This window comes from Pseudorhodoferax sp. LjRoot39, assembly GCF_964253035.1.
GTDB lineage: Bacteria > Pseudomonadota > Gammaproteobacteria > Burkholderiales > Burkholderiaceae_C > Pseudorhodoferax.
Genome location: NZ_CAXUQL020000001.1, coordinates 7476605 through 7501453, shown reverse-complemented (window position 1 = coordinate 7501453; position 24849 = coordinate 7476605). Strand labels below are relative to the sequence as shown.

The 24849-nt window shown below is 70.9% G+C and carries 26 protein-coding genes and 1 pseudogene; 12 read left to right on the top strand and 15 right to left on the bottom strand.

The annotated features are described in order from the left end of the window. Positions 1–94: 94 nt before the first annotated feature. Both ACSQ4M_RS35015 and ACSQ4M_RS35010 read right to left on the bottom strand, forming a co-directional pair. Positions 95–631: a hypothetical protein gene (locus ACSQ4M_RS35015; RefSeq protein ID WP_436193935.1), complete on the bottom strand. Its 537-nt coding sequence runs from the start codon at positions 629–631 to the stop codon at positions 95–97. Positions 632–703: 72 nt separating this feature from the next. After that, positions 704–1306, bottom strand: a complete 603-nt coding sequence (locus tag ACSQ4M_RS35010; RefSeq protein ID WP_436193934.1) for a hypothetical protein — start codon at positions 1304–1306, stop codon at positions 704–706. A 376-nt stretch (positions 1307–1682) separates the two neighbouring features. Between ACSQ4M_RS35010 and ychF the strand changes: the two genes are divergently transcribed. The 3 genes from ychF (at position 1683) to ACSQ4M_RS34995 (ending at position 5390) form a co-directional block, all read left to right on the top strand. After that, positions 1683–2774: a redox-regulated ATPase YchF gene (gene ychF / locus ACSQ4M_RS35005; RefSeq protein ID WP_436193933.1), complete on the top strand. Its 1092-nt coding sequence runs from the start codon at positions 1683–1685 to the stop codon at positions 2772–2774. A gap of 122 nt (positions 2775–2896) precedes the next feature. Further along, positions 2897–4336, top strand: coding sequence for an aldehyde dehydrogenase family protein (locus ACSQ4M_RS35000; protein ID WP_436193932.1), 1440 nt, complete (start codon positions 2897–2899; stop codon positions 4334–4336). A 4-nt stretch (positions 4337–4340) separates the two neighbouring features. Beyond that, on the top strand, positions 4341–5390 hold the full coding sequence (locus ACSQ4M_RS34995; RefSeq protein WP_436193931.1) for an alcohol dehydrogenase: 1050 nt from the start codon (positions 4341–4343) through the stop codon (positions 5388–5390). A gap of 25 nt (positions 5391–5415) precedes the next feature. On the opposite strand, the gene ACSQ4M_RS34990 is transcribed toward ACSQ4M_RS34995, so the two are convergent. Together ACSQ4M_RS34990 and ACSQ4M_RS34985 are read right to left on the bottom strand one after the other, a co-directional pair. Beyond that, positions 5416–6456, bottom strand: coding sequence for a hypothetical protein (locus tag ACSQ4M_RS34990; RefSeq protein WP_436193930.1), 1041 nt, complete (start codon positions 6454–6456; stop codon positions 5416–5418). Continuing rightward, positions 6453–7073, bottom strand: coding sequence for a sigma-70 family RNA polymerase sigma factor (locus ACSQ4M_RS34985; protein WP_436193929.1), 621 nt, complete (start codon positions 7071–7073; stop codon positions 6453–6455). The genes ACSQ4M_RS34990 and ACSQ4M_RS34985 overlap by 4 nt, the downstream gene beginning before the upstream one ends. 124 nt (positions 7074–7197) lie before the next feature. Between ACSQ4M_RS34985 and ACSQ4M_RS34980 the strand changes: the two genes are divergently transcribed. Continuing rightward, positions 7198–8670: a vWA domain-containing protein gene (locus tag ACSQ4M_RS34980; RefSeq protein ID WP_436193928.1), complete on the top strand. Its 1473-nt coding sequence runs from the start codon at positions 7198–7200 to the stop codon at positions 8668–8670. 3 nt (positions 8671–8673) lie between these two features. Here the strand turns inward: ACSQ4M_RS34980 and ACSQ4M_RS34975 are convergent, their stop codons facing one another. The 4 genes from ACSQ4M_RS34975 to ACSQ4M_RS34960 all read right to left on the bottom strand — a co-directional run bounded on the left by ACSQ4M_RS34975 (position 8674) and on the right by ACSQ4M_RS34960 (position 12171). After that, positions 8674–9018 carry a c-type cytochrome gene (locus ACSQ4M_RS34975; protein ID WP_436193927.1) on the bottom strand — a complete coding sequence of 115 codons (345 nt, stop codon included), beginning with the start codon at positions 9016–9018 and terminating at the stop codon, positions 8674–8676. An 82-nt stretch (positions 9019–9100) separates the two neighbouring features. Then, positions 9101–10441, bottom strand: coding sequence for an amidohydrolase family protein (locus ACSQ4M_RS34970; RefSeq protein ID WP_436193926.1), 1341 nt, complete (start codon positions 10439–10441; stop codon positions 9101–9103). A gap of 75 nt (positions 10442–10516) precedes the next feature. Continuing rightward, positions 10517–11299 (bottom strand): alpha/beta fold hydrolase, encoded by a 783-nt coding sequence (locus ACSQ4M_RS34965; RefSeq protein WP_436193925.1) that lies wholly within the window; start codon positions 11297–11299, stop codon positions 10517–10519. Positions 11300–11301: 2 nt separating this feature from the next. Further along, positions 11302–12171 (bottom strand): fumarylacetoacetate hydrolase family protein, encoded by an 870-nt coding sequence (locus tag ACSQ4M_RS34960; RefSeq protein ID WP_436193924.1) that lies wholly within the window; start codon positions 12169–12171, stop codon positions 11302–11304. A 218-nt stretch (positions 12172–12389) separates the two neighbouring features. On the opposite strand from ACSQ4M_RS34960, the gene ACSQ4M_RS34955 reads away from it, so the two are divergent. After that, positions 12390–13238 carry a helix-turn-helix domain-containing protein gene (locus tag ACSQ4M_RS34955; protein WP_436193923.1) on the top strand — a complete coding sequence of 283 codons (849 nt, stop codon included), beginning with the start codon at positions 12390–12392 and terminating at the stop codon, positions 13236–13238. 25 nt (positions 13239–13263) lie between these two features. Here the strand turns inward: ACSQ4M_RS34955 and ACSQ4M_RS34950 are convergent, their stop codons facing one another. From ACSQ4M_RS34950 to ACSQ4M_RS34940, 3 genes are read right to left on the bottom strand one after another with little or no spacing between them, the layout of a single operon-like run. After that, on the bottom strand, positions 13264–14406 hold the full coding sequence (locus ACSQ4M_RS34950) for a CaiB/BaiF CoA transferase family protein (RefSeq protein ID WP_436193922.1): 1143 nt from the start codon (positions 14404–14406) through the stop codon (positions 13264–13266). Then, the gene (locus ACSQ4M_RS34945) at positions 14403–15416 is read right to left on the bottom strand and encodes an NADPH:quinone oxidoreductase family protein (protein ID WP_436193921.1); all 1014 of its coding nucleotides are present in this window, start codon (positions 15414–15416) and stop codon (positions 14403–14405) included. Before ACSQ4M_RS34945 ends, ACSQ4M_RS34950 begins: the two co-directional genes overlap by 4 nt. Continuing rightward, complete coding sequence (locus ACSQ4M_RS34940; protein WP_436193920.1) at positions 15413–16399, bottom strand: tripartite tricarboxylate transporter substrate binding protein; 987 nt, start codon at positions 16397–16399, stop codon at positions 15413–15415. The genes ACSQ4M_RS34945 and ACSQ4M_RS34940 overlap by 4 nt, the downstream gene beginning before the upstream one ends. Before the next feature lie 154 nt (positions 16400–16553). Between ACSQ4M_RS34940 and ACSQ4M_RS34935 the strand changes: the two genes are divergently transcribed. Next, complete coding sequence (locus ACSQ4M_RS34935; protein ID WP_436193919.1) at positions 16554–17438, top strand: LysR family transcriptional regulator; 885 nt, start codon at positions 16554–16556, stop codon at positions 17436–17438. 1 nt (position 17439) lies between these two features. Here the strand turns inward: ACSQ4M_RS34935 and ACSQ4M_RS34930 are convergent, their stop codons facing one another. Both ACSQ4M_RS34930 and ACSQ4M_RS34925 read right to left on the bottom strand, forming a co-directional pair. After that, entirely contained in the window at positions 17440–17895 is a 456-nt protein-coding gene (locus tag ACSQ4M_RS34930; RefSeq protein ID WP_436193918.1) for a nucleoside deaminase, read from the bottom strand. Positions 17896–18069: 174 nt separating this feature from the next. Further along, on the bottom strand, positions 18070–19512 hold the full coding sequence (locus ACSQ4M_RS34925; RefSeq protein WP_436193917.1) for an iron-containing redox enzyme family protein: 1443 nt from the start codon (positions 19510–19512) through the stop codon (positions 18070–18072). Positions 19513–19747: 235 nt separating this feature from the next. Between ACSQ4M_RS34925 and ACSQ4M_RS34920 the strand changes: the two genes are divergently transcribed. From ACSQ4M_RS34920 to ACSQ4M_RS34895, 6 genes and pseudogenes are all read left to right on the top strand, one after another. Continuing rightward, entirely contained in the window at positions 19748–20101 is a 354-nt protein-coding gene (locus tag ACSQ4M_RS34920) for a hypothetical protein (protein WP_436193916.1), read from the top strand. A gap of 66 nt (positions 20102–20167) precedes the next feature. After that, positions 20168–20392 (top strand): annotated as a pseudogene (locus tag ACSQ4M_RS34915) (tripartite tricarboxylate transporter substrate-binding protein); the annotation flags it as partial. Positions 20393–20543: 151 nt separating this feature from the next. Beyond that, positions 20544–21107, top strand: a complete 564-nt coding sequence (locus ACSQ4M_RS34910; RefSeq protein WP_436193915.1) for a DNA-3-methyladenine glycosylase — start codon at positions 20544–20546, stop codon at positions 21105–21107. Further along, the gene (locus ACSQ4M_RS34905; RefSeq protein WP_436194124.1) at positions 21104–21862 is read left to right on the top strand and encodes a DUF72 domain-containing protein; all 759 of its coding nucleotides are present in this window, start codon (positions 21104–21106) and stop codon (positions 21860–21862) included. The genes ACSQ4M_RS34910 and ACSQ4M_RS34905 overlap by 4 nt, the downstream gene beginning before the upstream one ends. After that, on the top strand, positions 21859–22143 hold the full coding sequence (locus ACSQ4M_RS34900; RefSeq protein ID WP_436193914.1) for a DUF3253 domain-containing protein: 285 nt from the start codon (positions 21859–21861) through the stop codon (positions 22141–22143). Before ACSQ4M_RS34905 ends, ACSQ4M_RS34900 begins: the two co-directional genes overlap by 4 nt. Positions 22144–22233: 90 nt before the next feature. Further along, positions 22234–22638, top strand: coding sequence for a hypothetical protein (locus ACSQ4M_RS34895; RefSeq protein WP_436193913.1), 405 nt, complete (start codon positions 22234–22236; stop codon positions 22636–22638). 15 nt (positions 22639–22653) lie between these two features. Here the strand turns inward: ACSQ4M_RS34895 and ACSQ4M_RS34890 are convergent, their stop codons facing one another. Next, the gene (locus ACSQ4M_RS34890; protein ID WP_436193912.1) at positions 22654–23649 is read right to left on the bottom strand and encodes a Bug family tripartite tricarboxylate transporter substrate binding protein; all 996 of its coding nucleotides are present in this window, start codon (positions 23647–23649) and stop codon (positions 22654–22656) included. A gap of 33 nt (positions 23650–23682) precedes the next feature. Further along, entirely contained in the window at positions 23683–24846 is a 1164-nt protein-coding gene (locus ACSQ4M_RS34885) for a CaiB/BaiF CoA transferase family protein (RefSeq protein WP_436193911.1), read from the bottom strand. Positions 24847–24849: the final 3 nt, after the last annotated feature.

The window sequence follows — 24849 nt, the reverse complement described above, 5'->3', positions numbered from 1 at the left end:
CTTCAGGCCCTGGCTGCGGTGGGCACGACGCAGGTGTTTGCCCGACGTCTGACAGCCGCCGCCCACCGTGGGCCCCTCCGTCGCCGCCGCCGCCTCAGTCGGTTGCGATCTGCTTGAACTTCGGATCGCGGACGATGTCTTCGACCAGCTTCTGGACTGCGGGCCCGAACGCCTGCGCAGTTTCCTGGCAGGCCTTGTCGGCGACGAAGCTGCCGGAAAACCCGAATACCGACTTCGTGGTCAGGCTCTCGTTCCTTGCATTGGCAATCGTGGTGGTGAAAAGCCACTTCCCGTCGGTAATTCCGGAACTGAAATCAATCTCTTCGAGCTTGCCTTTCAGTACGAGTTTCGAGTTCGGGTCATAGGCCCCGGCCAACTTGAGCTCGTCGATCAGCGCCTTCTCGATGTAGTTCTCGAAGCTGGGCGACACGCTCACGGGCCCGGCCGCACGGCAAGTGATCGATGACTGCCCCGGCTTAACCGATTGGAACGCCGCTACCGCGACGGGTTTGATTCCGAGCGACTTGATGGATTCGACGTTCTTGACCGAAGCGCCATAGGGTGAGACGTTGTATGCACAGCCAGACAGAACAGCCGCGGCGAGCAGGGCCAGCGATGAGGTTACCTTCATTTTTTCTTTCTTGAGAGGTGATGGAGCAGGGATGGTGATGGGGCGTCAGGTTATGGAAGAAGCAGCCTAAGGTCACTTGCGCGTGGCATTGAAAAACATCTCTTCTGCCAGCAAATTCACGGTCGCCATGGCGGCGGCGTCTGCCAGAAGCTGGGATGTCCCTGTCTTGTCGAACTCGGTCAACTTGCTCGATCCCGAGGCCAGGAGATTGATCGATTGGCGCGTCTTGTTGTCCAGGATTTCGAACTTCAGCTTGAATGATGCTTCACCTTTCTGGCCTTGGACCGAGAAGCAAACATTGGCCTTCATGTCCTCGATTCCTACGCCAATCAGAACATCGGCGTCTTTTTCTGCGCTCGACTGAATCAGGCCTACGTGAACGGAGTAACCGTTATTTCTCAGCGTGTCGGAAATCCTTTCCCGCATCAGATTGATCGCGAACTGGCTGTCAAGCCAGGTCATCTCCTCACCATTGATGCAGATCAATCCGCTTGTGGCCTGTCCTATTTTCCTGCCGAGCATTTTTGTCGTGACGTTTGAAACGTAGATCGACTTCGTGGCCTGCGCCTGGCTTTTGATGGGCTCGCGCTGGGCGGGTTTGTCAACCGCCACCGGCGGAATCTGTGCGCAGCCCGCAAGGCCCAAGAATGCCGCAGCCAGAAGAAGAACTCGCATGCCATCTCTTTCAGGAAATGAATACAGGTGGCCTACCGCGCGCCACAGAGAAAAATACGCCCCCAAGATTCTAGGGGTTGACTTCTCCACGCAAACGTTCGTTGGAGCGCCTCCGGCCGTGGGCGTACGCCTGCGCGTTGTGCTGACGGGGGCGGGGCATGGGCCCATGCGGTGGACGCAGCGGGGCGTCGCTGCTCCCTACAATCGGCGCCTGCTTTCCCCAGGCAAGACGAGGACGAAGCCCTCCGATTGCTGCAGCACCTCCGGTCGAAATGGCGTGCTCGCCTGCCGCCGGCGCTTCGCGCGGATCGGGCATATCGATCACGCCCGTGTTGGGCTCGATGGTGCAGAAGGGGTTGATTTCAAAGGAATTTCCATGAGCCTCCAATGCGGCATCGTGGGCCTGCCCAACGTCGGCAAGTCCACCCTCTTCAACGCGCTGACCAAGGCCGGCATCGCGGCTGAGAACTACCCGTTCTGCACGATCGAACCCAACACGGGCGTGGTCGAAGTGCCCGATCCGCGCCTGGCGCAGCTGGCCGAGATCGTCCAGCCCGAGCGCATCGTGCCGGCCATCGTGGAGTTCGTGGACATCGCCGGCCTGGTGGCCGGTGCCAGCACGGGTGAAGGCCTGGGCAACAAGTTCCTGGCCCACATCCGCGAGACCGACGCCACCGTCAACGTGGTGCGCTGCTTCGAAGACCCCAACGTGATCCACGTGGCCGGTAAGGTCGACCCGATCTCCGACATCGAAGTCATCCAGACCGAGCTGTGCCTGGCCGACCTGGCCACGGTCGAGAAGGCGCTGCACCGCCACACCAAGGTCGCCCGCTCGGGCGACAAGGACGCGCAGAAGCTGGTCGCCCTGCTGGAGCGCTGCCAGGCCGCGCTGAACGAGAACACCCCCGTGCGCGCGCTCGACTTCACCAAGGAAGAGCGCCCGCTGGTCAAGACCTTCAGCCTGATCACGGCCAAGCCCGCCATGTTCGTGGCCAACGTGGCCGAGGACGGCTTCGAGAACAACCCCTTCCTGGACCGCCTGACCGAGTACGCGGCCAAGCAGGGTGCGCCCGTGGTCGCCATCTGCGCCAAGATCGAGGCCGAGCTGTCCGAGATGGACGACGCCGACCGGCTCGAATTCCTGAAGGAGCTGGGCCAGGAGGAGCCGGGCCTGAACCGCCTGATCCGCGCCGCCTACAAGCTGCTCGGCCTGCAGACCTACTTCACGGCCGGCGTGAAGGAAGTGCGCGCCTGGACCATCCACGTCGGCGACACCGGCCCGCAGGCCGCCGGCGTGATCCACGGCGACTTCGAGAAGGGCTACATCCGCGCCCAGACCATCGCCTTCGACGACTACATTGCCTTCAAGGGCGAGCAGGGCGCCAAGGACGCGGGCAAGATGCGCGCCGAAGGCAAGGACTACGTCGTCAAGGATGGCGACGTGATGAACTTCCTGTTCAGCAGCTGAGCGAGGGCGCGCCGGTGGCAGTCGCCATCGGGACTGTGCCGGGCCCGGGTGGCGGGTGGTCGTTGTACCCTCTTGAACGCAAGAGATTCTCAACACCGACGTTCACACCAGGAGCCCGAGACATGCGCGACTACCTCAAGTTCTACATCGACGGCCAGTGGGTCGACCCCACAGAGCCCAAGAGCATCGATGTGATCGACCCGGCCACGGAGCGGCCGGCAGGCCGCATTTCCATGGGCAGCGCAGCCGACGTGGACCGTGCCGTGCAGGCCGCGCGCAAGGCCTTCGCGCGCTATTCGCGCAGCAGTGTCGATGAGCGCGTCGCGCTGCTCGAACGCGTGATCGCCGAGTACAAGAAGCGCTACGCCGACATGGCCGCGGCCATCACCGAGGAGATGGGCGCCCCCGTGGCGCTGGCGCGCGATGCCCAGGCCGCGATGGGCCTGGCGCACCTGAGCACCGCGCTGGCGGTGCTCAAGGACTACGCCTTCAAGGAGCAGCGCGGCAGCACGCTGCTGGTCAAGGAGCCCATCGGCGTCTGCGGCTTCATCACGCCCTGGAACTGGCCCGTCAACCAGATCGCCTGCAAGGTCGCGCCCGCGCTGGCCGTGGGCTGCACCATGGTGCTCAAGCCCTCGGAGATCGCGCCGTTCTCGGCGTACATCTGGTCCGAGATCCTGGATGCGGCCGGCGTGCCGGCGGGCGTCTACAACCTCGTCAATGGCGACGGCCCCACGGTGGGCGCGGCCATCTCCTCGCACCCTGAGGTTGACATGGTCTCGTTCACGGGCTCCACGCGCGCCGGTGTCGAGGTGGCCCGCAACGCGGCGCCCACGGTCAAGCGCGTGCACCAGGAGTTGGGCGGCAAGTCGCCCAACGTGATCCTGCCCGACGCGGACTTCAAGCAGGCCATCAAGGCCGGCGTGCGCGGCGTCATGAACAACTCCGGCCAGTCCTGCAATGCGCCCACGCGCATGCTGGTGCCCAACGCGCGCATGGCCGAGGCGCTGGCCATCGCCAAGCAGGTCGCCGAGGCCACCACGGTGGGCGCGCCCGACAGCGGCGCGCAGCTGGGCCCGGTGATTTCGGCCACGCAGTGGGACAAGATCCAGACCCTGATCCACCAGGGCATCGCCGAAGGCGCGACCGTGGTCGCCGGCGGCCCGGGCAAGCCGGCGGGCCTGGAGGTGGGCTACTACGTCAAGCCCACGGTGCTGGGCGGCGTGAACAACCGCATGACGGTGGCGCGCGAGGAGATCTTCGGCCCCGTGCTGACCATCCTGGGCTACGACACGGTGGACGAGGCCGTGGAGATCGGCAACGACACGCCCTACGGCCTGGCGGCCTATGTGTCGGGCACCGACCCCGAGGCCACGCGCGAGGTGGCTTCGCGCCTGCGCGCCGGCCAGGTCAACATCAACAGCGCGGCGATCGACCTCACGGCGCCGTTCGGCGGCTTCAAGCAGTCGGGCAACGGCCGCGAGTGGGGCGACCATGCCTTCGGCGAGTTTCTCGAAGTGAAGGCCATGCTGGGCTTCGCGCCCAAGACGGCTGGAGGGTGACGCCATGCTGAGCTACCAGATCGACACCTTTGGCAAGCCGCTGGCCCAGGTCCTGCGCGAGACGCCGCAGCCCCAGGGCAGCGAGGTGCTGCTCCAGGTCGGCAGCTGCGGCGTGTGCCACAGCGACGTGCACCTGCAGGACGGCTACTTCGACCTCGGCGGCGGAAACCGGATGGACATGGCGCGCGCCATGCAGCCGCCGCGCACGCTGGGCCACGAGATCGCCGGCACCGTGGTGGCCGTGGGCCCCGAGGCGCGTGGCGTGGCCGTGGGCGACCGCCGCGTGGTCTACCCCTGGATCGGCTGCGGCCGCTGCACGCTGTGCACCACGGGCGACGAGCAGCTGTGCAATGCCCCGCAGGCCCTGGGCGTGCACCGCGACGGCGGCTTCGCCGACCATGTCATGGTGCCGCACCCGCGCGTGCTGCTGGACTACGACCCGCTGCCCGAGGACCAGGCCGCCACGCTGGCCTGCTCCGGCCTCACGGCCTTCGGCGCGCTGAAGAAAATCGACGCGCTGGGCGCGGGCGATGCGGTGATGGTCATCGGCGCAGGCGGTGTCGGCCTGTCGGGCATCCGGCTCGCGCGCGAGCTGTTTCAGCGCCCGCCCATCGTGGTCGAGCTCGACCGCAGCAAGTGGGACGTGGCGCGCGAGGCGGGTGCGGGCGAACTCATCGACCCGAGCGAAGCCGGCGCGCTCAAGGCGCTGGTCAAGGCCACCGGCGGCGGTGTGGCCGCTGCGGTCGACTTCGTGGGTGCGCCGGCCTCGTTCGACTTCGGCTTCGGCGCGCTGCGCAAGGGCGGCAAGCTGGTCTGCGTGGGCCTGTTCGGCGGCGCCACGCGCATCGTGCCGGCCATGGTCTCGATGAAGGCCGTCAGCGTGGTCGGCTCCTACGTGGGCAGCCTGGCCGAGATGCAGGAGCTGCTGGCCATCGCGCGCGCCGGGCGCCTGCCGGCCATGCCGCTCACGGCCCAGCCGCTGGCCCAGGCTTCGCTGGCCCTGGACGACCTGCGCGCCGGCCGCATCCGCGGCCGGACCATCCTGCATCCCTGAGCACGCCGCCGCGCGGCACGGCCTGTCACGGCGCCAGCGCGTCCCGGACCTTCTGGGACGTGGCAGGTTCGACGCGCGCGGCAAAGGCGCGCGGGAGCCGGTCGCCTGTCGGCGTCCAGCGCATGCTGTAGGCACCCAGTTCGAGCACGCCCAGCACGGAACCGCCCTCGTGCAGCAGCGCGATGCGGGCCAGCACGGGGTCCTCGGCCGGCACGGCCGTGGCACCCGTGCGCAGCAGGCTGTCGATGGCCTGCAAGACGTCCGCCGGCAGGCTGCCGCGCGCACGGGCCGGGGCCGTGGCGGGTTGCAGGCGCAGTGCGTTCCAGGCGAAGGCCTCCGTGGCTGTGGCAGGCGCGGGCCGGGCCTGGGCTGGCGCGGCAGCAGGGCGTGGCGGGCCGGCGGCGAACGCGCGGCTGGCCCTGGAGGTTGTGATGTCCGCCGGGTCTTGCGCAGGCGCAGGCACCTGCGCCGGTGCGGATGGCGCGTCGGCGGTTTCCGCGCGGGGCGGTGCCGCCTGCGGGCGCCGCTGGGCATCGGCAGGCGGTTGCATTGGCAGGGTCACAGCAGGCGGTAGGACGGGTTCGGCCTGCGACATGGAAGGCGCTGGCTGCGGTTGCGGCCGGGCCGGGCGCGGGGGGGGCTGCACCTTCTCACGCGTCTGCGGCAGCGCGCTTGCGCCGGTGGCGGGCTGCTCGGCAGGCGCCGTGCTTTCCTTCTGCTCTGGGGCTTGCCGTGTGGCGGGCGCCGGCATGGCCGGTGCCGGACTCTGCGCATCCGGCGCTGGGCCGGGCACATCGCGCTCCCACCACAGGCCCGCCACCACGCAGGCCACCAGCACCGTGGCGAAGCCCGCGTTCCAGGGCCTGCGGGGGCCGGCCAGCGCCTGGGCGAGCCGTGTCCACCAGGGCAGGGGTGCGACGGGGGCCGGCCTCGCCACCGCCGCGTGGGCGTGGCGCAGGATGGCCGCGCGCGTGGCCTCGGCCGGCAAGGCCTGCGCATCGGGCGCGTGCTCCAGCGCGTGGCGCAGGCGCGCATCGCGCAGATGGGTGGGGCGGGGCGCGTTCAACGGGCTGCTCCGCTGGGCGTCAGGTAGTGCTGCATGCAGCCCCGCAACTTGGCGAGCGCGTAGCGCAGCCGGCTCTTGGCGGTCTCGAACCCCAGGCCCAGGCGTTCTGCCAGGTCTTCCACGCTGGCACCGTCTTCGTGGTGCAGCAGGAAGGCGGCGCGCTGTGCGTCCGGCAGCGCGTCCAGGCAGTGCAGCAACTGGCGGCCGGCGGCACGCCAGTGGGCCAGGTCATCGGCCGGCGGGTGGGCCAGGTCCAGCGCCTCCTGCAGCCATTCCAGGGGGTCCTCGCCCTCGGTGGAGACTTCATCCAGGCTCTGCTCGCGGCCACTCGTGCGCAGCCGGTCCATGGCCAGGTTGTGGGCGATCGTGAAGGCCCAGGTGCGCCAGCCGGCGCGGTCGGCGTCGAAGCTGGTGCGGGCCGCGACGATGCGCATCCAGGTGTCCTGGAACACCTCGTCCGCCTGCGCGGCGAGCCGCGTGCCCAGCAGGCGGCGCACGAAGCGCAGCAGGGCGGCCTCGTGGCGCGCATAGAGCTGGTCGAAGGCCGCGCTGTCGCCGCCCGCATAGGCCTGCATCAGCACCTCGTCGGGCATGTCGTGGTGGCTGCGCTGAAGCATCGATGGATTCTCACACCACCTTCTACGGCGCAGCCGCGCGCATGGGGTTAGCGTGGGGTGCGCATTGCAACCCCGCTGCTGCGGCCGGGCCGTACACAGGACATCGCAACTACCGGAGCCACCGATGCCCCAAGCCTTCGTCCCCCGCCTGCAGCGCCTTCATCGTTTCTCGGTGGCGCTGCTGAGCGCCCAGCTCATGCTCTCGGCCTGCGCCGCCCAGGCGCCGGGCCAGGGCCTCTGGCCGCTGCCGGCCGAGCAGCCGGCAGCGGGCGGTTCGGGGCCGGCCCAGCCGCCCGAGTTCGCGCCCCTGCAGGTGCGCCCGAACTTCCGCGCGCCGAGCGCCGCCCATTGCGCCCGGCCGCCGCAGATGCGCGAGGTACTGGGCCGTGGCGATGGCCAGGAGATGGCCGCGCCCAAGGCACTGTCGCGGCCGCGGTTGGCGGCGGCCCCGGCGCCGGCCCTGTCCAAGACCGCACCAGCCGCCGCCGAGTCCGCCCTGGCCGACCGTGCGGAAGCCGCACCGCCGCAGGACGCCAGCGGTGCGGAGGTGGCGGCGCTGCGGCGCCAGCGCGATCCGGGCCCGGTGACGGCCGGCGTGGTCGACGACAACGCCGACTTCGCCGAGTACCTGGCCTTTCGCGCGCGCACCCAGGTCGCGCACCGCGCCCTGGACATCCGCGAGCGCTACCTGCTGCAGGTGCGCGACGGGCTGGGCCGCGCGGTGGCCGATGCCGAGGTGCTGGTGCGCTCGCCGCAGGGCCAGGCGGCCTGGGCCCGCACCGACAGCGCCGGCAAGGTCTGGCTGCACCCGGACGCCTTCGACGCCCGGCAGGCGCGCGTCTACGAGGTGACGGCACGCCGCAACGGCGTGGAAAGCCGCGGCTACCTGCAGCGCGGCCAGAAGAGCGCGCTGGAGCTGAGGCTGGACGGCACGGCGCCGCAGGACCGCGCGCGGCTGGACCTGGTCTTCCTCGTCGACGCCACGGGCTCCATGGGCGACGAGATCGGCAAGCTCAAGGCCAGCCTGCGCAGCATCGCCGACGAGGTGGCGGGCCTGCCGAGCCGGCCCGACCTGTGCTTCGCGCTGGTGGCCTACCGCGACAAGGGCGACGCCTTCGTGCTGCGCAGCCACGACTTCACGAACGACCTGGGCGCATTCCAGCGCGTGCTGGATCGCTTGCAGGCCGACGGCGGCGGCGACTACCCCGAGGCCCTGAACGAGGCCCTGCACGAGACCGTGCACCGCCTCGCCTGGCGCGGCGACGGCGCCACGCGCATGGTGCTGCTGCTGGCCGACGCACCGCCGCACCTGGACTACGGCGGGCCGCAGTACGACGCGGACATGCAGGCGGCGCTGGGCAAGGGCATCAAGGTCTTCAGCGTGGGCGCCAGCGGGCTGGACAGGCAGGGCGAGTACATCCAGCGCCAGATCGCGCAGTACACCGGCGGCCGCTTCGTGTTCCTGACCTACGCCGACGCACAGCGGCCGGCCAGCGGCCCGGGCCGCGAGACCGTGCACGACGTGCGCAACTACTCGGTGGACACGCTGGACCGCCTGATCGTGCGGCTGGTGCGCGATGAACTCGGGGCGCTGTAGCGCTCAGGGCGCGGGCGGCTGGGCCAGCACCCATTCGGCCAAGGCACTGGCCTCGGCCGCGCTGACCTGTGGCTGGCGCGGCATGATGACATTGCCCCAGGTGCCCACGCTGCCCTGCACGATCTTCGCGCTGAGCCGGGCCGCGGCCGTGGCATCGCCGCGGTAGCGGCCGGCCACCTGCTGGAAGCCGGGGCCGACGAACTTCGTCACCATGCCGTGGCAGCGCATGCAGCCGCGGTCCTGGCTCAGCTGGGCCATGCCGCCGCCGCCGGCCTCGTTGCCGCAGCCACCCAGCCAGAGCGCGGCTGCGGCCAGGAGAAGCGCCGAAGCGCGGTGAAGGGGCTGCATCTGGAGTCGTGGGTGGGCGGCATGCGGCGCGCGCGGGCCGGATTCTCGCCCGGCGCACGGCCTGCCGGGGCGGCGCAGCGCGTCAGCCGATCTCTGCCAAGGCTTCCTTGACACCTTCCTCGCGCAGCGGGAAGTCGGCGCCCTCCAGGTGCAGCGCCGCGTCCTTGGGCGTCGGCGTCGAGCATTCCTTGTGGATGACCCCGTCCTTCATGACCAGCTGGATCCTGGCCGGGTCGGTCAGGACGGACAGGTCCTGCAGCGGGTCGCCGTCGACCAGCAGCAAGTCGGCGGTGTAGCCGGCCTTGAGCTGGCCCAGCGTGTCGGGCTGCATCATGATCTGGCCGCCGAGCGCGGTGGCCGACAGCAGCGCCTCCTTGGGCGTCATGCCGATGTAGTCGACGAAGTACTGCAGGTCGTTGGCATTGGTGCCGTGCGGCATCCACGCGAAGCCGTAGTCGCCGCCGGGCAGGATGCGGATGCCGCGCTGATGCATCTTGCGCAGGCTCTCGGCCGCCACCTCCAGCTCGCGCTTGTAGCCCATCTGCGTGGCGACGGCTTCGGTGATGCCGTACTCCGCCGCGTGGTACGTGGTGCGCACCAGCCAGCCGATGCCCGGGGCCACGAAGTGCTTGTCCTTGTGGGCCTCGAGCATGTCCAGCGCCTCCTCATCGGCGAAGCTGGCGTGGTAGACCATCTCGATGCCGTGCCGCACGCACAGCTTGACCGATTCGCTGGAGCGGGCGTGTGCCGCGATGCGTTTGCCGTAGCGCTTGGCCTCGCGCGACAGCATGGCCACCTCTTCTTCGGAGAACGGCGACATCTCGGCCGGCAGGCCGGCGATGTACTCGCCGGACAGGTTGATCTTCAGGTGGTCGACGCCGTACTTGATGAAGGTGCGTGCCGAGCGGCGGATCTCCTCCGGGCCGCTGCAGACGCTGCCGAAGCTCAGCTCCTCGAAAGGCATGTGCGGCAGCGTGTTGTCGCCCAGCGCGCCGATGGTCGTGATCTCCTGCGAGCCGGCCAGGTAGCGCGGCCCCGGGAACTCGCCCGCGTCGATGGCGTTGCGCAGCACCACGTCCAGCCGCGGCTTGGCGGCGGCCGCGCCGATGGCCGAGGTCCAGCCCATGTCCAGGTAGCGCCTGGCCACGCGCACGCACCAGAGCATGTGCTCCTCCGGCGGCATGAACTGGATGGCAGCCAGCGAAGGCTGGTCGTTCCAGGAGAAGTGCGTGTGGGCCTCGGTCATGCCGGGCATCAGGAAGCGGCCGCGCCCCTCGAACACGCGGGCACCGTCGGTATCGACCTTCCCAGGCGCACGCGCCACCTGGATGATTTTCTTGTCTGCCACCAGCACGTCGCCCAGATACGGGTCTTCTCCGGTGCCGTCGAAGATGCGAACGTTCGTGAATGCATACCGAGTCATGTCTGTCTCCTTGACCTGTGGTCAGGTGGGGTTCCCGGCCAGGCCGGGCGGGCGGGTTTACAAGCGCAAGCGTGTTCAGCGCAGGCGCGTGTAGAACGTTTCGAGTTCCTGGGCACAGCGTTGCGGCTGCTCCAGGGTGGTCCAGTGACCGCAGCGAGGCAGCACCACCAACGAGGCATCTGCAAGTCGCTTGGCCATGGCTTCGACGTTGGCAGCGGGCGCGACACCGTCCTGGTCACCGGTCACCAGCAGCACGGGCACGGCGATGGCTTCCAACGCCGCAGACTGGGCGGCGGCCAGCGCCTCGCAGCTTTGCGCATAGCCTTCGCTCGGCTGTCGCATGATGAGCTCGCGCACAGCGGCCAGGACCGCCGGCCGCTCGGCCTTGGTCTCCTGGCTCGTGGCGCCCTGCACGATGGCATCGGCGATCTCCTGCATGGCGACCACGCCCTTGCGGGCGAGCTCCGCACGTGCCCGGATGCCCGGACGGCCCGCATCAGGCGGAGCAACCAGGGGACCGAACAGCGCGAGCGAGCGCACGCGCTGCGGATGCGCCACGGCCAGGTGCTGGGCAATGATGGTGCCCAGCGAGTGCGCGACCACATGGACCGATTTCAACTGCAGCTGGTGCAGCAGTGCGGCGATGGTCTCCACCAGGCTCTCGATGGACAGCGGACCGGCCGCCAGCGCGGATCGCGCGCTGCCCGGCAGGTCGGGTGCGATGCGCTGGAAGGACTGCAGTGCGCCCGCGACAGGCGTCCATACGTTGGACGAGCCGCCCAGGCCGTGGATGCACAGGACAGCGTCGCCTTCGCCGCTGATCTCGACGGCCAGGCCGTTGATGCATTGCGTGGCCATGGTCAGACGAACCGGTTCTCGATGCTGCCCAGGCCATCCACCTCGATGCGCACGACGTCGCCGGCGCGCAGGTAGCGCGGCGGCTTCAGGCCCATGCCCACGCCGGCGGGGGTGCCCGTGGCGATGACGTCGCCCGGGTACAGCGTGATGCCGCGCGAGACGGTCTCGATCAGCGTCGGGATGTCGAAGATCATGTTCTCGGTCGGGCCGTCCTGGCGCAGCTCGCCGTTGACCCAGCAGCGAACGCGGGTCCTGGTGCCGTCCAGTTCGTCGGCCGTGACGATCCACGGGCCCATGGGACAGAAGGTGTCGAACGACTTGCCCATGTCCCACTGCTGGTGGCGCATCTGCACGTCGCGCGCGGTCACGTCGTTGACGATGGTGTAGCCGAACACATGCGCCAGCGCGGCCGCCCTGGGGATGTTCTTACCACCCTTGCCGATGACGACCGCCAGCTCGGCCTCGTAGTCGATCTGCTCGGAGACCTCGCTCGGAACGTGGACGGTGTCGTGCGGACCCACGACGCACTCGGGCACCTTGGTGAAGACGATGGGCCAGGATTCGGGGTTGGCGTCGTTGTCCTTGAACACCGAGGCCGAGAGCTCCTTCGCATGCGCGTGGTAGTTGCGGCCCACGCACCAGAGGTTGCGGCGCGGCTTGGGCAGCGGTGCATCCAGCTGCACCTCCTTGAGGTCGAAGCGGCGCTCCGTTGTCGCCGGCAGTGGCTTGCCTTCGGCCAGCGCCTCGATGAGGGGCAGGACGCCGTAGGCGGCCTCGGCGCGCGGCAGGTCGAGCGCGGTGACGGTGTGTCCGGTGGGGTCGACCAGGCCGACGTGGGGATGGCCGTCGGCGAGAAATGCGGCAAGACGCATGGGGTGCTCCAGAAAGTTGCGGGGCGGCCTGCCTGCCCGGTTTGCGAGGGCAGCGCAGGACGCTGGCAAAACTGTAGGCGCCGGCCCGCCGGCGCGCTTATCGCGGAGTCGGCCGGCGTATCGCAGAGTCAGGTGCATTTCTCAGGGCTTACCCGAGGTGGCCGATGTGCACGCCGGAACGCGCACCAGAATCCGCGCCACGTTGTGGGAGCTTGGGCATGGCAGAGGCGTATGCACTTCACGAAGGAGCCTTCGGCACGGCCATCGTGCTGGAGCTGCGGGGCAACCTGGTACCGCACGCGCATTCGGAAGCGCAGATCGCGTTCTGGCTGGGCGGGGCACGCGGCACGGCCCGCGTCGGCGACGAGCGCGTCGAGTACGGCGAAGACCTGGCGCTGGGTGTCAATGCCTTCGAGTCGCACGACTTCGCGATGCGCGAGGACGGCGGCGTCGCGGTGTTCCTCGTCTTCATGGTGCGGCACGAGTGGCTCAAGGAGCGCGCCGACGCCGCGGGCCGCGGGTTCCGCTTCGCGACCCCGAGGGTGCACATCGACGCCGGGCTGCGCCGTGCCTGCTGGCAGGTGCTGGACCTGATCCTGTCGGCGCAGTCCCCGCGTGCCGCGGTCGACGACCAGGTGGAGCGGCTGCTGGAGGCCGCCACCGATGCGGCCAACGAGGTCGTTCCCAGGCCGCACATCGCACTGGGCGCATCGCTGGACCACCGCCTGCGTGCGGTCATCGCGCACATGCGCGCGCATGTCTCCGACAAGGCCACCATCGACGAGATCGCGGGCCGCGTCGGCCTGTCGCGGGGGCATTTGTTCGCGCTGTTCCGCGACCAGTTGAACACGACGCCCCAGGTGTTCTGGAGCGCGGTCCGTGTGGAGGAGGCGATGCGGCGCGTGGGCGACGGTGCGCCGCTCACGGACGTTGCGCTGGACCTCGGTTTCTCGGCGCCCGGCAACTTCTCGCGCTTCTTCAAGGAGCACACCGGCGTGTCGCCCTCGATCTTTCGGCGCGCCGTGCGCGCGCCGATGCCGTCCACTGTGACGGGGGTGCCGCGCTAGCCGCGGGGCGCCTGGCTGGCCTTACTCAGGCCTGAGTGGCCGCCGCGATGCCGAACTCCGCCAGCACCGCCTGCGTGTGCTGGCCCAGCAGCGGCGCCTCGCCCTGCGGTGTGTGCCCGGCCTGGCCTGGCATCTTGGGCCAGTCCAGCCGGCCCAGCCCCGGCACCTCCAGCGGCGCGAACACGCCCGCATGGCGTGCCTGCGCGCTCTGCGGCAGGTCCTGCGGCCGCGCGGCGCGGGCGTGCAGCACATCGTGGCGGCGCAGCAGGGCCTCCCAGTCGGCGACCGTCTGCGTGGCGATCTGGGCGGCCAGCGCGCCGTTGAGCTCGGCTGCGCGCGGGATGCGGCCCGCGCTCGTGGCCAGGTCCGGGTCGGCCAGCCAGTCGGCGCGGTCCAGCGCCTCGGCCAGGCGGCGGAACATGGCGTCGTCCAGCATGCTCACGTAGAGGTGGCCGTCGCTGGCGCGGAACAGGCCGGTCGGCACGTTGAAGGCCGTGGCCTCGGCATCCGGGAACATCGCGGCGTCCAGCACCAGGTAGCTCTGCAGCGCGGCGGCGGTCTCCAGCATCGAGACCTGCACATGCCGGCCCTGGCCCGTGCGCGCGGCGCGCACGAGCGCGGCCATGGCGTTCTGCGCGGCCTGCAGGCCGGTCGCGATGTCCACGAGGAACAGGCCGATGCGGCGCGGCGCGCCCTGGGCGTCGCGGTTCAGGTGCATGAGGCCGGTGGCGGCCTGCATGGTGGTGTCCAAGGCGGGCAGCTGGGCGTCGGGGCCGGTTGCGCCGTGGCCCGAGATCGAGACGTAGACCAGGTCCGGCCGCTGCGCCGCGAGCTCGGCATAGCCCACGCCCATGCGCTCGACCACGCCGGGGCGGTAGTTCTGCACCACCACGTCGGCCTGCGCGGCGAGCTGGCGCAGGGCAGCGCGGCCGGCTTCGGTGCGTGTGTCCAGCACCACGCTCTCCTTGCCCAGGTTGTAGGCGATGGAGATCGCCGTGTGGCCGGCGCGCGAGCGGCCCATCTGGCGGCTCCAGTCGCCCTGCGGCGGCTCCACCTTGATCACGCGCGCGCCCTGCTGGCGCAGCAGCAGGCCGCAGTGCGGGCCGGCGATGCCCTGGGAGAGGTCGAGCACGGTCAGGCCGTGCAGCGGGAGGTCGTCAGAGTTCATGGCATGTCGATGATCACTTTGCCGATGGCGCGGCGCGACAGCGTGGTGTCCAGCGCCGCATGCCAGTCGGCCAGCGGGAAATGCTGGGTCTGCGGCAGCGCCATGCGCCCTTCGGCCACGTTGGCGAGCAGTTCGGCGATCAGCGCCTGCACCTTGGGCGCGTAGCGGCGGCGCTCGTCGGTCAGGCCCCAGCCGATGTAGTAGCCGTAGTTGAAGCCGATCACGCTGAGGTTCTTGACCAGCAGCAGGTTGGCCGGCGCGCTCGGGATGGTGCCGCTCGCGTAGCCGATGCTCAGCAGGCGCGCCTCGGGCGCGGTGCAGCGCAGCGAGGCATCGAACAGCGCACCGCCCACAGGGTCGAACACCACGTCGGCGCCGTGCGGGCAGACCGCCTTGACGGAGGCCGCCAGGGTCTCGGGATCGCCCGCCAGCGCGTGGTGCGCGCCCAGCGCCAGCGCGGCCGCGCGCTTGGCGGGCGTGCTGGCCGTGGCGATGACCTGTGCGCCCATGAGCTGGCCGATCTGCACGGCCGCCATGCCCAGCGCGCCGGCCGCGCCGTGCACGAGCAGCGTCTCGCCCGGTTGAAGCGCGGCGCGCCATTGCAGCGCCGACCAGGCCGTGCCGTAGGTGATGGGCAGCGCCGCGGCCTTGGCCAGCGGCACGGCGTCGGGCAGCGGGTAGACGGTGTCGGCGGCGATGACCACCTCCTCGGCGAACGCACCCCAGTCCAATGCGGCCGTCACGCGCTGGCCGGGCTGCAGCTGTGTCACATCGGGTGCCACCTCCAGCACCTCGCCCGCGGCCTCGGTGCCGGGCGTGAAGGGCAGCGGCGGCTTGCGCTGGTAGGTGCCGGCCACGAACAGGCTCACGGCGAAGCCCACGCCGGCATGGCGCACGCGCAGCCGCACCTGGCCGGGGGCCAGCGGCTGGCGCGGCAACTGCGTGAGTGCCAGCTCGCTCCAGTGGCCGAAGCGGGTGCAGAGCAATCCGGTATAGGTCGACGAGGTCATTCGATCTTGATGTTGAGCTCGCGCACGAAGCGCGACCATTTGTCCAAATCGCCGCGCAGCACGGCGTCGAACTCCTGCGGCGTGTTGCCGATGGGCACGAGGTTCAGCTCGCGCATGCGCTTGTCGATCTCGGGCAGCCGCACGATGCGCGCCACTTCCTTCGACAGCGCCGCGGCCCGTTCCGCCGGCACGCCGGCCGGCATCAACAGGCCCATCCAGGCGTCGGGCTCGAAGCCCTTGTAGCCGCTCTCGAGGAAAGTAGGCACCTCGGGCAGCAGGGCCGAGCGCTGCGCCCCGGCCATGGCCACCGGGATCAGCTTGCCGCTCTGCAGCAGCGGCTTGGCCGTGCCCACGGCGATCAGGCCGATCTTGACGTGGCCGGCCGCCAGGTCGGTGGCCAGCGGCGCGCCGCCCTTGTAGGGCACGTGGACCATGTCCAGAGCGGCCTCGCGCTTGAACAGCTCGCCCAGGATGTGGCCGGTGGTGCCCATGCCATAGGAGCCGTACGGGTACTTGCCCGGGTTGGCCTGCACGAGCTTGACGAGCTCGGGCAGCGTGCGCGCCGGGAAGTCCGGCGACACCGCCAGGATGGTGGATGAGGCCGCCACCTCGCTGACGGCCGTGAAGTCCTTCACCGGGTCGTAGCCGATGTTGGGGAACAGCGGCGGGTTCTGCACATGGGCCGTGAAGGTCAAGAGGGCCGTGTAGCCATCCTTGGGCGCCTGGGCCACGAACCTGGTGCCGGTGGTGGTGCCGGCGCCGGGCTTGTTGTCGACGATCACAGGCTGGCCCCAGGCCTTGGTGAGCTCCTGGCCCAGCAGCCGGGCCACGGCATCGTTGACGTTGCCGGCCACCGATGGCACGACGATGGTCAACGGCTTGCTGGGGTAGGGCGCGTTGTCGGACGCGTGTGCGGGCAGCGCGGCCAGCAGGGGCAGGGCGAGCAGGGCTGCGCCAAAACGACGCCGTGGGGCGATGGGCATGGGTTGTCTCCTTGGTGTCTGTGCGGCGGCCGGTGCCCGGGCCGCCTGCTTGCGGGGCAGTTTAGGATCGCCGCCCGGCCCCGCGGAATTCCCGCCGGGCCGATTCCGATGCCTGGCGGGAATCGCCGGCAGCCCCACCGCGCGGAGGAGACAGATGCGGCTGGAAGACCTGCAGGCGTTCCTGAAGCTGGCCGAGCACGGCAACCTGCACCGTGCGGCGGACGCCCTGGGCGTCACGCAGTCGGCGCTGTCCAAGACGCTGGCGCGGCTGGAGGCCGAGGCCGGTCTGCGGCTGGTCGAGCGCAGCGGCCACGGCGTGGCGCTGACGCCGGCGGGCGTCTCGCTGCAGGCCCATGCCCAGCGCGTGCTGCTGGCCATGGGCGACCTGCGTGGCGACCTGGCCGAACAGCGCCAGGCCCGCGCCGGCGCCGTGCGCGTGGGCGTGTTGCCGCACCTGATGTCCACGCTGCTCTCGCCGCTGCTGGCGCGCTTCATCGCGCAGCGGCCGTTGGCGCAGTTCAGCATCGAAACGCAACTGAGCGCACGCCTGCTGGCGCTGCTGCAGCGTGCCGAGGTCGACCTCGTGCTGGCGGCCCGGCCCGACCGTGTGCCGCGCGACCTGGACTGGCGCCCGCTCGGCCCGCTGGAACTGCGCGTGGCCCTGCGCAGCCGCCATCCGCGCCGCGCGCAGCTGCGCGAACTGGCCGACCTTGTTGCCGAACGCTGGGCATTGCCGGCCAGCTCGCTCTACCTGCGCCACTGGCTGGACGAGCGCTTCACCGAGGCTGGCCTGCCGCCGCCGCGCGTGGCCGTGGAGAGCACGGCCTCGCCCTCGGCCTTCGCCGAGCTGCTGCGCCAGTCCGACCTGCTGGGCGTGATGCCCGCGCAGCTCTTGCAGCAGCCCGAAGGCCACGGCCTGTCGGCGCTGCCTGGCGATGCGCTGCTGTGGCGGCGCGAGCTCGGCGTGTTCTGGCGCGCGGCAGGCTATCTGTCGCCGGTGTGCGCCGACTTCCGCGACGCGGTGGTGCAGGGCGGCTGAGCTAAGCCAGCGCGGCCAGCGCTTCGTCCAGCAGCAGCGGCCCTTCGACCGTGACAGCCGGCTGCGCGGCGGCCAGCGTGTTCGCACAGCCCAGGCCCAGCAGCGGCCCCCCCAGGCGTGTCTCCATCTCGGCCAGCGGAGCGCCGAACACGATGCGGGCCACGCCGGCCCAGAACATGGCGCCTGCGCACATGGCGCAGGGCTCGCCGCTGGCGTAGACCGTGGCGCCGCGCAGCGCGTCGGGGCCCAGGGCCGCGCAGGCCTCGCGCAACAGCACGAGTTCGGCATGGGCGCTGGGGTCGCCGGCCGTGTGCTGGCGGTTGCGTGCCGTCCACACCGCCTGGCCGTCGCGGGCCAGCACCGCGCCGAAGGGCATGTCGCCGGCGGCGCGCGCGGTGCGTGCCGCCACGAAGGCGCGGCGCAGGTGGTTGGAGTCGTCGTCGTGCAAGGTGCTCATGGCGCGATGGTAGAGCGGCAGCCCAGCGCCCCGCGCGCCATGGGCAGGGCTCAGAAGCTGTGAATGAACCGATCGCGCCCCGGCCCGAAGGGCGCGGCCCTGGGCGCGACGATGGCGATGCAGGCAGGCCGTCATCAGGCCTCGCGTGGTCGTGAGGGGTTCGTTCACAGCTTCTCAGCCGCGCAGGCTGGCGACCAGCGCGCGCGTGGCGTCCAGGCCCTGTGGCGTCCAGTGCGCGCCGGGTGCCAGCAGGGGCTGTTCCGCATCCTGTGCGGGTGGCCCATCGGTGCCGACGCCGGCGCGCAGGCGTTGCGCGGCACGGAAGCTCGGCGTGCGCGCCGTGCCCAGTGTGGGCGCGTCGTAGCGGCGGCCGTCTGCTGCTGCGGGCCCGCGGATCCAGTCGAACAATGCCTGCAGCTCGTAGTCGCTGAACACGCCGAACATCTCGGCGCGCTCGCCCACCAGCAGCTGCCAGAAGCGGCTCTGTGCGGGCTCCGCGCCCGGCACGATCCAGCCCTTGCGCACCAGGGCCTGCAGGAAGTCCCCCACGCGCGTGGGCTCGCTGAGCCAGGCGTTCACGGTGCGGCCCTCGATGCGGCAGTAGTCCGAATGCGCGCCAGCCCCGGCAGCGCTTTTGGCGATGAAGATGCGCAGCACCTCGGAGTCGAGGTCGAAGCCGGCGATCACGCTGTTGGTCCCCAGGCCCAGATCGTTGAGCCGGTAGCCGCGGCGCACGCGCTCCCAGTAGCGCCCGGCATGCGCGAAGCGTGCGGCGTTGAGCCTCACCGCCTCGATGGCCTTGCGCGCGTGCCCGCTGTCGGCGTTGTCCACGGTCACGTGCAGCGTGAAGTAGTACGGATCCAGCCCCAGCTCATTGAGCTCGTAGGCGGTGATCAGCAGGTGCAGCGGCAGTTGCTCGTAGCCCAGGTTGAAGCCGATCACCTCGGGCAGCATCTGCTCGGTGGTGTGGCCCAGCGCCAGCTGGATGGCGCCCTGCTCGAAATGCTCGTCACTGAGGTGCGTGCCCTCGTTCAGCCCGTGGGCGCGCAGCAGCTCGCGGTACAGCAGCACATGGTTCTTGCTGGCGTCGCCGTTGCCGAGTTCCTCGAGGTAGGTCTGCGCCAGGCCGGCCATGCGCGGGTCGCGCGCATGGCGCATGCAGCCGAACAGCCAGGAGCCGTCCACCAACTTGGTCGGCGCCACCGCCTGCAGGAAGTGCAGCGCATGCGTGCGGGTGGAGAAGAAGCGGCGCGGCGCGCCGGCGCGGCGCTGGGCCAGATAGTCCTGGTAGGCATCGGTGGCCTTCTTCGCCGAGGCCGTCATCCAGTCGACCAGTCCCTCGGGCGAGGCCGGCAGGTCGTCCGGCTGGCTCGCCACGGCATCGAGCGCATCGCGCAGCAGCGCCAGCGAACGCCGCTGCGCCGCCAGCCGCTCGGTGGCGGGGTGCACGAGGTCCTCGTACACGGCCCGGTACGAGCTGGCACGCGCAGGCGCCAGGGCCTGGCCGATGCTGGCGGGGTAAAGGTCGTCGGAACAGGGATAGGCCTGGCGCGGCAGGGCTGCGGGCGTCGCTGCGTGGGCCGGCTCTGCCAGGGCGGATGTGGGGGTGGAGTGCATGCTGCAAGCGTGCCGGTGCGCGGGTGCCGTCGCGCGAAGGCGTTGCCACATGTGGACGTGGGACGGCATCCGGCGCGGGCAGGCCTGCTGTCCGACGCGCCCCAAACCTGTGTTCGGAAGTGCCCGCCTGGCACGCAGGCGGCCACGGCGTCTTCTCCGACACGGCAACGGCCGCACGGCGGTGCGCAGCGGATTCTTGTCCCGTTCACAGTGGTGGCGACCTTGGAGATCAGCCATGCACGACACGTTCGACCACCGCACCGGCCAGGCATCGGGCCTGAAGCAGCAGGTGCGCGACATCATCGACTACGACGACGCGCGCGAGAGCGCACCGCAGGAGCATGCGGCCACGCTGCTCGGCGCCGGCGCATTCGCGCTGTGCGCCCTGCGTGCGCAGAGCCGGCTGGGTGCCGTGCTGCACGCCATGCTGGCCGGGGCCTTGCTGTTCCGCGCCGCTTCGGGCCGCGATGGCCTGCGCCGTTGGGCCGGGGCCGCGCCGGCCCGCCCGGCCGCTGCGCAGGCACAGGACTGGCGCGCCTCCGGCCCCCTGTCGTCCGATCCCGATCCGGACGGCATCGGGGCGCCGTGAGCCGCAGGGGCCGTGCTGGCTGAGGCGAGCGCGCGCCTTCAGCCCTGCCGCGGGAACAGCCGTGCGATGCCGCTGCGCAGGTGCTGCCTCATGGCCTCGCGCGCGGGCGCCGCATCGCAGATCCCGGACTTCGTGACCGGCTCCTGGCAGGGCCTGCTGGCGCCGGCCGGCACGCCGCCCGCGGTGCTGGACAGGCTGCAGGCCACGGTCCAGCAGATCGTGGCGCGGCCCGACGTGGCCAAGCGGTTGGCCGAACTGGGCTCGGAGCCCTCGGACATGACGCGCCAGCAGATGGCCGAGTGGATGCAGGTGGAGACCGTGCGCTGGGCCAAGGTGGTCAAGGACAACAACATCAAGGCCGAGTACGTCGCCGACGCGCGGCGACGCGCGTGCACGGCGGTGGCCGACGCGCGCACCGGTGGACCCTGCGTAGCATGCGGCCATGCCAGCCGCTGCCGCGCTCGACTTCCAGGGCTCGTCCGTCGATCTCGCCCGCGCCCTGATCGGCGCGGTGCTGCTCGTCGACGGTGTCGGCGGCCGCATCGTGGAGACCGAGGCCTACGACGCGGAGGACCCGGCATCGCACAGCCACCGCGGGCCCGATCCGCGCAACGCCAGCATGTTCGGCCCGCCCGGCCATGCCTACGTGTACCGTTCCTATGGCATCCATTGGTGCCTGAACCTGGTCTGCCGCGAGGCCGGCCATGGCGCCGGGGTGCTGGTCCGCGCGCTCGAGCCCACCGAAGGCTTGGAGCGCATGCGTGCGCGCCGCGGGCCGGTGGCCGACCTGCTGCTGTGCGCCGGCCCCGGCCGTGTGGGGCAGGCGCTGGGCATCACGCGCGCGCACGACGGCCTGCCGCTGGACCGGGCGCCTTTCGCACTGCGGCCTGCGCCGCAGTTGGTCGAAGTGGTCGTCGGTCCGCGCATCGGCATCTCCAAGGCGCAGGAGATGCCCTGGCGTTTCGGGCTGCAGGGCTCGCGCTTCGTGAGCCGGCGCTTCCCATGAACCCGCAGACGCTGCGCATCGGCACGGCGGGCTGGAGCATCCCGCGCGCGGTGGCCGAGCGCTTCGCCGGCGAGGGCAGCCACCTGGCCCGCTACGCCCGGGTGCTGGGCTGCGCGGAGATCAACACCTCCTTCTACCGCAGCCACCGGCCCGAGGTCTATGCGCGCTGGGCCGCGCAGACGCCGCCGGGCTTTCGCTTCGCCGTGAAGCTGCCGCGTGCCATCACGCACGAAGGGCGGCTGCGCGCCGCGCGGGCGCCGCTGGAGCGCTTCCTCGCCGAGGTCGCGGGCCTGGGCGACCGGCTGGGCGTGCTGCTGGTGCAGCTGCCGCCCTCGCTGGCCTTCGAGGCCCGGCCCGTGGGCACGTTCTTTCGCCTGCTGGCGCGCCTGTTCGACGGCGCGGTCGTCTGCGAGCCGCGCCACGCGAGCTGGTTCGAGGCTGCGGCCGACCGCGCGCTGGTGCGCTGGCACATCGGCCGGGTTGCGGCCGATCCGGCGCGCTGGCCGGCGGCCGCCGTGCCCGGCGGCTGGCTGGGGCCAGCGGGCGATGGCGCGGGCGCCGTGCTCTACCACCGTTGGCACGGATCGCCGCGCACCTACTGGTCGGCCTATGGCGACGACTGGCTGCAGGCCCGTGCGGCCGAACTGGCGCGCTGGCCGGCCGGCGCCGAGTGCTGGTGCATCTTCGACAACACGGCATCGGGCGCTGCGGCGTCCGATGCGCTGCGCCTGCAGGCCCTGGCGGGCGGGCCATGACGGACGCCGCGGTCGAGCGCTGCATCTTCGGCCTGCTCGCCGACCGCAGGCCCGGTGCAACGGTCTGCCCGTCCGAGGTGGCGCGCATGCTGGAGCCGGAGGGCGCGCGCTGGCGCGGCCTGATGCCGCAGGTGCGTGGGGTGGCGCAGCAGCTGGTGCAAGCGGGGCGGCTGCGCGTGACGCGCGGCGGTGTGCCGGTGGACGCGACGGCGCTGGGTGGCCCGATCCGTCTGGGCCTGCCACCTGCGCACGGCATGGCCGCTGACGGCCCGCGGCGGTGACGCCCCGCAGCCGCCGTGCCGGTGTACGCGTCCACTAGCTTGGCGCGGAGATGGCCCGCCGGGCCGACCACGCACACCACGGAGAAGCCCATGGAACCGAATGTCGATGTCCGAGCTGCCACGCCGGTCGCTGTGCCGCCACAGCCGGAAAAGATGGTGGCCGTGCAGCTGGAACTCTCGCAGGCCGAGGCGGAGCAGCTGCGCGCGCGGGGCGGCAGTGCCTGGGTGTGCGCCCGGCTGGCGGAGGCCGACGGGAAGCCTGCCGCCGCGCGCGAACCATCCGACAGCGACTACCTGGTCGGCCTCGCCCAGGCGCTGTTTCCGCTGCCGGTGTCAGGCGGCGCGGTGCGCCTCGTCGACGTGCTGCGCAAGCAGGGCATGGTGGAGGCGGCCGTGACCTACGACGACGGCCGCGGCGAAGGCGACCGCGCCATCGTCGTCGACATCACCTCACTGGGCCGGGCAGAGATCGAGCGGCTGCGCCGCATGCGCTGAGCGCATGCCGTCGGCTCAGCTGCCGGCGATGCCCTTGTCCTTGATGAGCTTGCCCCACTGCAGGTCGTCGCTGCGGATGCGCGCGGCCGTGTCGGCCGGCGACTGCCACGCCGCGAAGGTGCCGGCGGTCTTGAGCTTGTCCTGCACCACGGGGTCGGCCAGGGCCTGCTTGAGCGCATCGTTGAGCGTCTTGACCACGGCCGCGGGTGTGCCGGCCGGGGCCAGCAGGCCGCCCCAGGACACGGCCGAGAAGCCCGGGAAACCTTGTTCGGCCACCGTCTTCACGTCGGGTAGGAAGGGCACGCGCTGCGGCGAACCCACCGCGATGGCGCGCAGCTTGCCGGCCTGGATGTGCGGCAGCGCGGCGACCATGTCGGCGTACATCACGGGCACCTGGCCGCCCAGGGTGTCGGTGATGGCCGGCACGCCGCCCTTGTAGGGCACGTGCGTCATGTCGAAGCCGCCCTGGATCTTGAGCAGCTCCATGGTCAGGTGGCCGAAGCTGCCCTGGCCCGAGCTCGTGTAGTTCAGCGTCGGCTTGCTGGTCTTGGCCTTGGCGATGAGTTCGGGCAGCGTGCGCACGTCGGGCAGCTGCGTCGGGTTCACCACCACCACGATGGGCAGGTCGTAGGTCGTGCCCACGGCCGTGAAGTCCTTGTTGATGTCGAACTTGACCGCCGGGTACAGGTGCGGCGCCAGCAGCGTAGGCGTGGCCAGCATCATGAGGCTGTGGCCGTCGGCTGGCATGCGCGCCACGGCCGCGGCGGCGATGGAGCCCGAGGCACCGGGCCGGTTTTCCACGATGACGGTCTGCTTCAAGATCTCGCCCAGCTTCTGGCCCACGATGCGCGAGGCCGTGTCGGTCGGCCCGCCGGGCGGGAAGGGCACGTACAGCGTGATGAGCTTGCTCGGAAAGCCCTGGGCCCGGCCGGCCAGTGGTGCCAGCGCGGTGCCGAGGGCCAGGGCCGTGAGGCTGCGGCGGGTGAGGGTGGGACGTTGCAGATCGGTCATGCGGAAAAACGGGTCACAGACAAAAGGATGGAATCAGCCGAGCCAGTCGCGCAGCACGGTGTCGCGGTCGGCGCCGAGCTGCGGCGGCGGCAGGCGCACGGGCAGGCGCTCGCCGTCGATGCGGTAGGGCGGGGCCAGCACCTGGGTGCTGCCGGCCACGGGATGGGGATGCTCGGTGACCAGCCCGCCTTCCTGGGTGCGCTGCGAGGTCAGCGCCTGGTGCAGGCCCAGCACCTCGCCGCAGGGGATGCCGGCCTTGCTCATGGCGGCGATCAACTGGTCGCGCTTGCGGCTGCCGATCTCCTTGTAGAGCTCGGGCAGCAGGGTGGCGCGGTTCTGGCCGCGGCCCAGATTGGTCTTGAAACGTTCGTCGGCGGCCAGGTCGGGCCGCTGCAGCGCGTCGATGCACAGGCGCTCGAACTGCGCGTTGTTGCCCACGCTGATGATGACCGGGCCGTCGGCCGCGTCGAACACGCCGTAAGGCACGATGGACGGGTGCGCGTTGCCGTACTTGGGCGGGTCCTCGCCCAGGTGCAGCGCCTCCAGGCCGCTGTAGGCCGTGATCATGAGCCCGCAGTCGTACAGCGCCATCTCCACATGGCGGCCGGTGCCGGTCTTCTCGCGTTGGTAGAGCGCGGCCAGCACGGCCTGGGCACTGGCCATTCCGGTCATGAGGTCGACCGCGGCGATGCCGAACTTGAGCGGCCCCTGGCCTTCCTCCCCGTTCATGGCCATGATGCCGGCCTGGCCCTGGATCACGAGGTCGTAGCCCGGGCGCTTGGCCTCGGGGCCACCACGGTTGTAGCCGGTCACCGAGCAGTAGATGAGCCGCGGGTTGATGGCGCGCAGCTGCTCGTAGCCCAGGCCCATCTTCTCCATGCCGCCGGTCTTGAAGTTCTGCACCAGCACGTCGGCCTTGGCCACCAGCTGGCGCGCCATGTCCTGGCCTTCGGGCGTGCCCAGGTCCAGCGCAATGGACCGCTTGTTGCGGTTCATGCTGTTGAAGTAGGTGGTCTCGGTCTTGCCCACGCGGATGCCCCAGTCGCGCGTGTCGTCGCCACGCTGGGGATGCTCGATCTTGACGACGTCGGCGCCGAAATCGCCGAGCACCTGGGCGCACAGCGGCCCGGCCAGCACGCGCGAGAAATCGAGCACGCGCACGCCGGCCAGCGGCAGTCCAGGGGAGGTAGCGGTCATGGG

What these genes read in the sequence shown, in the direction of transcription:
- ACSQ4M_RS35015 (WP_436193935.1), bottom strand. Translation starts at nt 631, where the DNA reads ATGAAGGTAACCTCATCGCTGGCCCTGCTCGCCGCGGCTGTTCTGTCT.
- ACSQ4M_RS35010 (WP_436193934.1), bottom strand. Translation starts at nt 1,306, where the DNA reads ATGCGAGTTCTTCTTCTGGCTGCGGCATTCTTGGGCCTTGCGGGCTGC.
- ychF (WP_436193933.1), top strand. Translation starts at nt 1,683, where the DNA reads ATGAGCCTCCAATGCGGCATCGTGGGCCTGCCCAACGTCGGCAAGTCC.
- ACSQ4M_RS35000 (WP_436193932.1), top strand. Translation starts at nt 2,897, where the DNA reads ATGCGCGACTACCTCAAGTTCTACATCGACGGCCAGTGGGTCGACCCC.
- ACSQ4M_RS34995 (WP_436193931.1), top strand. Translation starts at nt 4,341, where the DNA reads ATGCTGAGCTACCAGATCGACACCTTTGGCAAGCCGCTGGCCCAGGTC.
- ACSQ4M_RS34985 (WP_436193929.1), bottom strand. Translation starts at nt 7,073, where the DNA reads ATGCTTCAGCGCAGCCACCACGACATGCCCGACGAGGTGCTGATGCAG.
- ACSQ4M_RS34980 (WP_436193928.1), top strand. Translation starts at nt 7,198, where the DNA reads ATGCCCCAAGCCTTCGTCCCCCGCCTGCAGCGCCTTCATCGTTTCTCG.
- ACSQ4M_RS34975 (WP_436193927.1), bottom strand. Translation starts at nt 9,018, where the DNA reads ATGCAGCCCCTTCACCGCGCTTCGGCGCTTCTCCTGGCCGCAGCCGCG.
- ACSQ4M_RS34970 (WP_436193926.1), bottom strand. Translation starts at nt 10,441, where the DNA reads ATGACTCGGTATGCATTCACGAACGTTCGCATCTTCGACGGCACCGGA.
- ACSQ4M_RS34965 (WP_436193925.1), bottom strand. Translation starts at nt 11,299, where the DNA reads ATGGCCACGCAATGCATCAACGGCCTGGCCGTCGAGATCAGCGGCGAA.
- ACSQ4M_RS34960 (WP_436193924.1), bottom strand. Translation starts at nt 12,171, where the DNA reads ATGCGTCTTGCCGCATTTCTCGCCGACGGCCATCCCCACGTCGGCCTG.
- ACSQ4M_RS34955 (WP_436193923.1), top strand. Translation starts at nt 12,390, where the DNA reads ATGGCAGAGGCGTATGCACTTCACGAAGGAGCCTTCGGCACGGCCATC.
- ACSQ4M_RS34950 (WP_436193922.1), bottom strand. Translation starts at nt 14,406, where the DNA reads ATGAACTCTGACGACCTCCCGCTGCACGGCCTGACCGTGCTCGACCTC.
- ACSQ4M_RS34945 (WP_436193921.1), bottom strand. Translation starts at nt 15,416, where the DNA reads ATGACCTCGTCGACCTATACCGGATTGCTCTGCACCCGCTTCGGCCAC.
- ACSQ4M_RS34940 (WP_436193920.1), bottom strand. Translation starts at nt 16,399, where the DNA reads ATGCCCATCGCCCCACGGCGTCGTTTTGGCGCAGCCCTGCTCGCCCTG.
- ACSQ4M_RS34935 (WP_436193919.1), top strand. Translation starts at nt 16,554, where the DNA reads ATGCGGCTGGAAGACCTGCAGGCGTTCCTGAAGCTGGCCGAGCACGGC.
- ACSQ4M_RS34930 (WP_436193918.1), bottom strand. Translation starts at nt 17,895, where the DNA reads ATGAGCACCTTGCACGACGACGACTCCAACCACCTGCGCCGCGCCTTC.
- ACSQ4M_RS34925 (WP_436193917.1), bottom strand. Translation starts at nt 19,512, where the DNA reads ATGCACTCCACCCCCACATCCGCCCTGGCAGAGCCGGCCCACGCAGCG.
- ACSQ4M_RS34920 (WP_436193916.1), top strand. Translation starts at nt 19,748, where the DNA reads ATGCACGACACGTTCGACCACCGCACCGGCCAGGCATCGGGCCTGAAG.
- ACSQ4M_RS34910 (WP_436193915.1), top strand. Translation starts at nt 20,544, where the DNA reads ATGCCAGCCGCTGCCGCGCTCGACTTCCAGGGCTCGTCCGTCGATCTC.
- ACSQ4M_RS34905 (WP_436194124.1), top strand. Translation starts at nt 21,104, where the DNA reads ATGAACCCGCAGACGCTGCGCATCGGCACGGCGGGCTGGAGCATCCCG.
- ACSQ4M_RS34900 (WP_436193914.1), top strand. Translation starts at nt 21,859, where the DNA reads ATGACGGACGCCGCGGTCGAGCGCTGCATCTTCGGCCTGCTCGCCGAC.
- ACSQ4M_RS34895 (WP_436193913.1), top strand. Translation starts at nt 22,234, where the DNA reads ATGGAACCGAATGTCGATGTCCGAGCTGCCACGCCGGTCGCTGTGCCG.
- ACSQ4M_RS34890 (WP_436193912.1), bottom strand. Translation starts at nt 23,649, where the DNA reads ATGACCGATCTGCAACGTCCCACCCTCACCCGCCGCAGCCTCACGGCC.
- ACSQ4M_RS34885 (WP_436193911.1), bottom strand. Translation starts at nt 24,846, where the DNA reads ATGACCGCTACCTCCCCTGGACTGCCGCTGGCCGGCGTGCGCGTGCTC.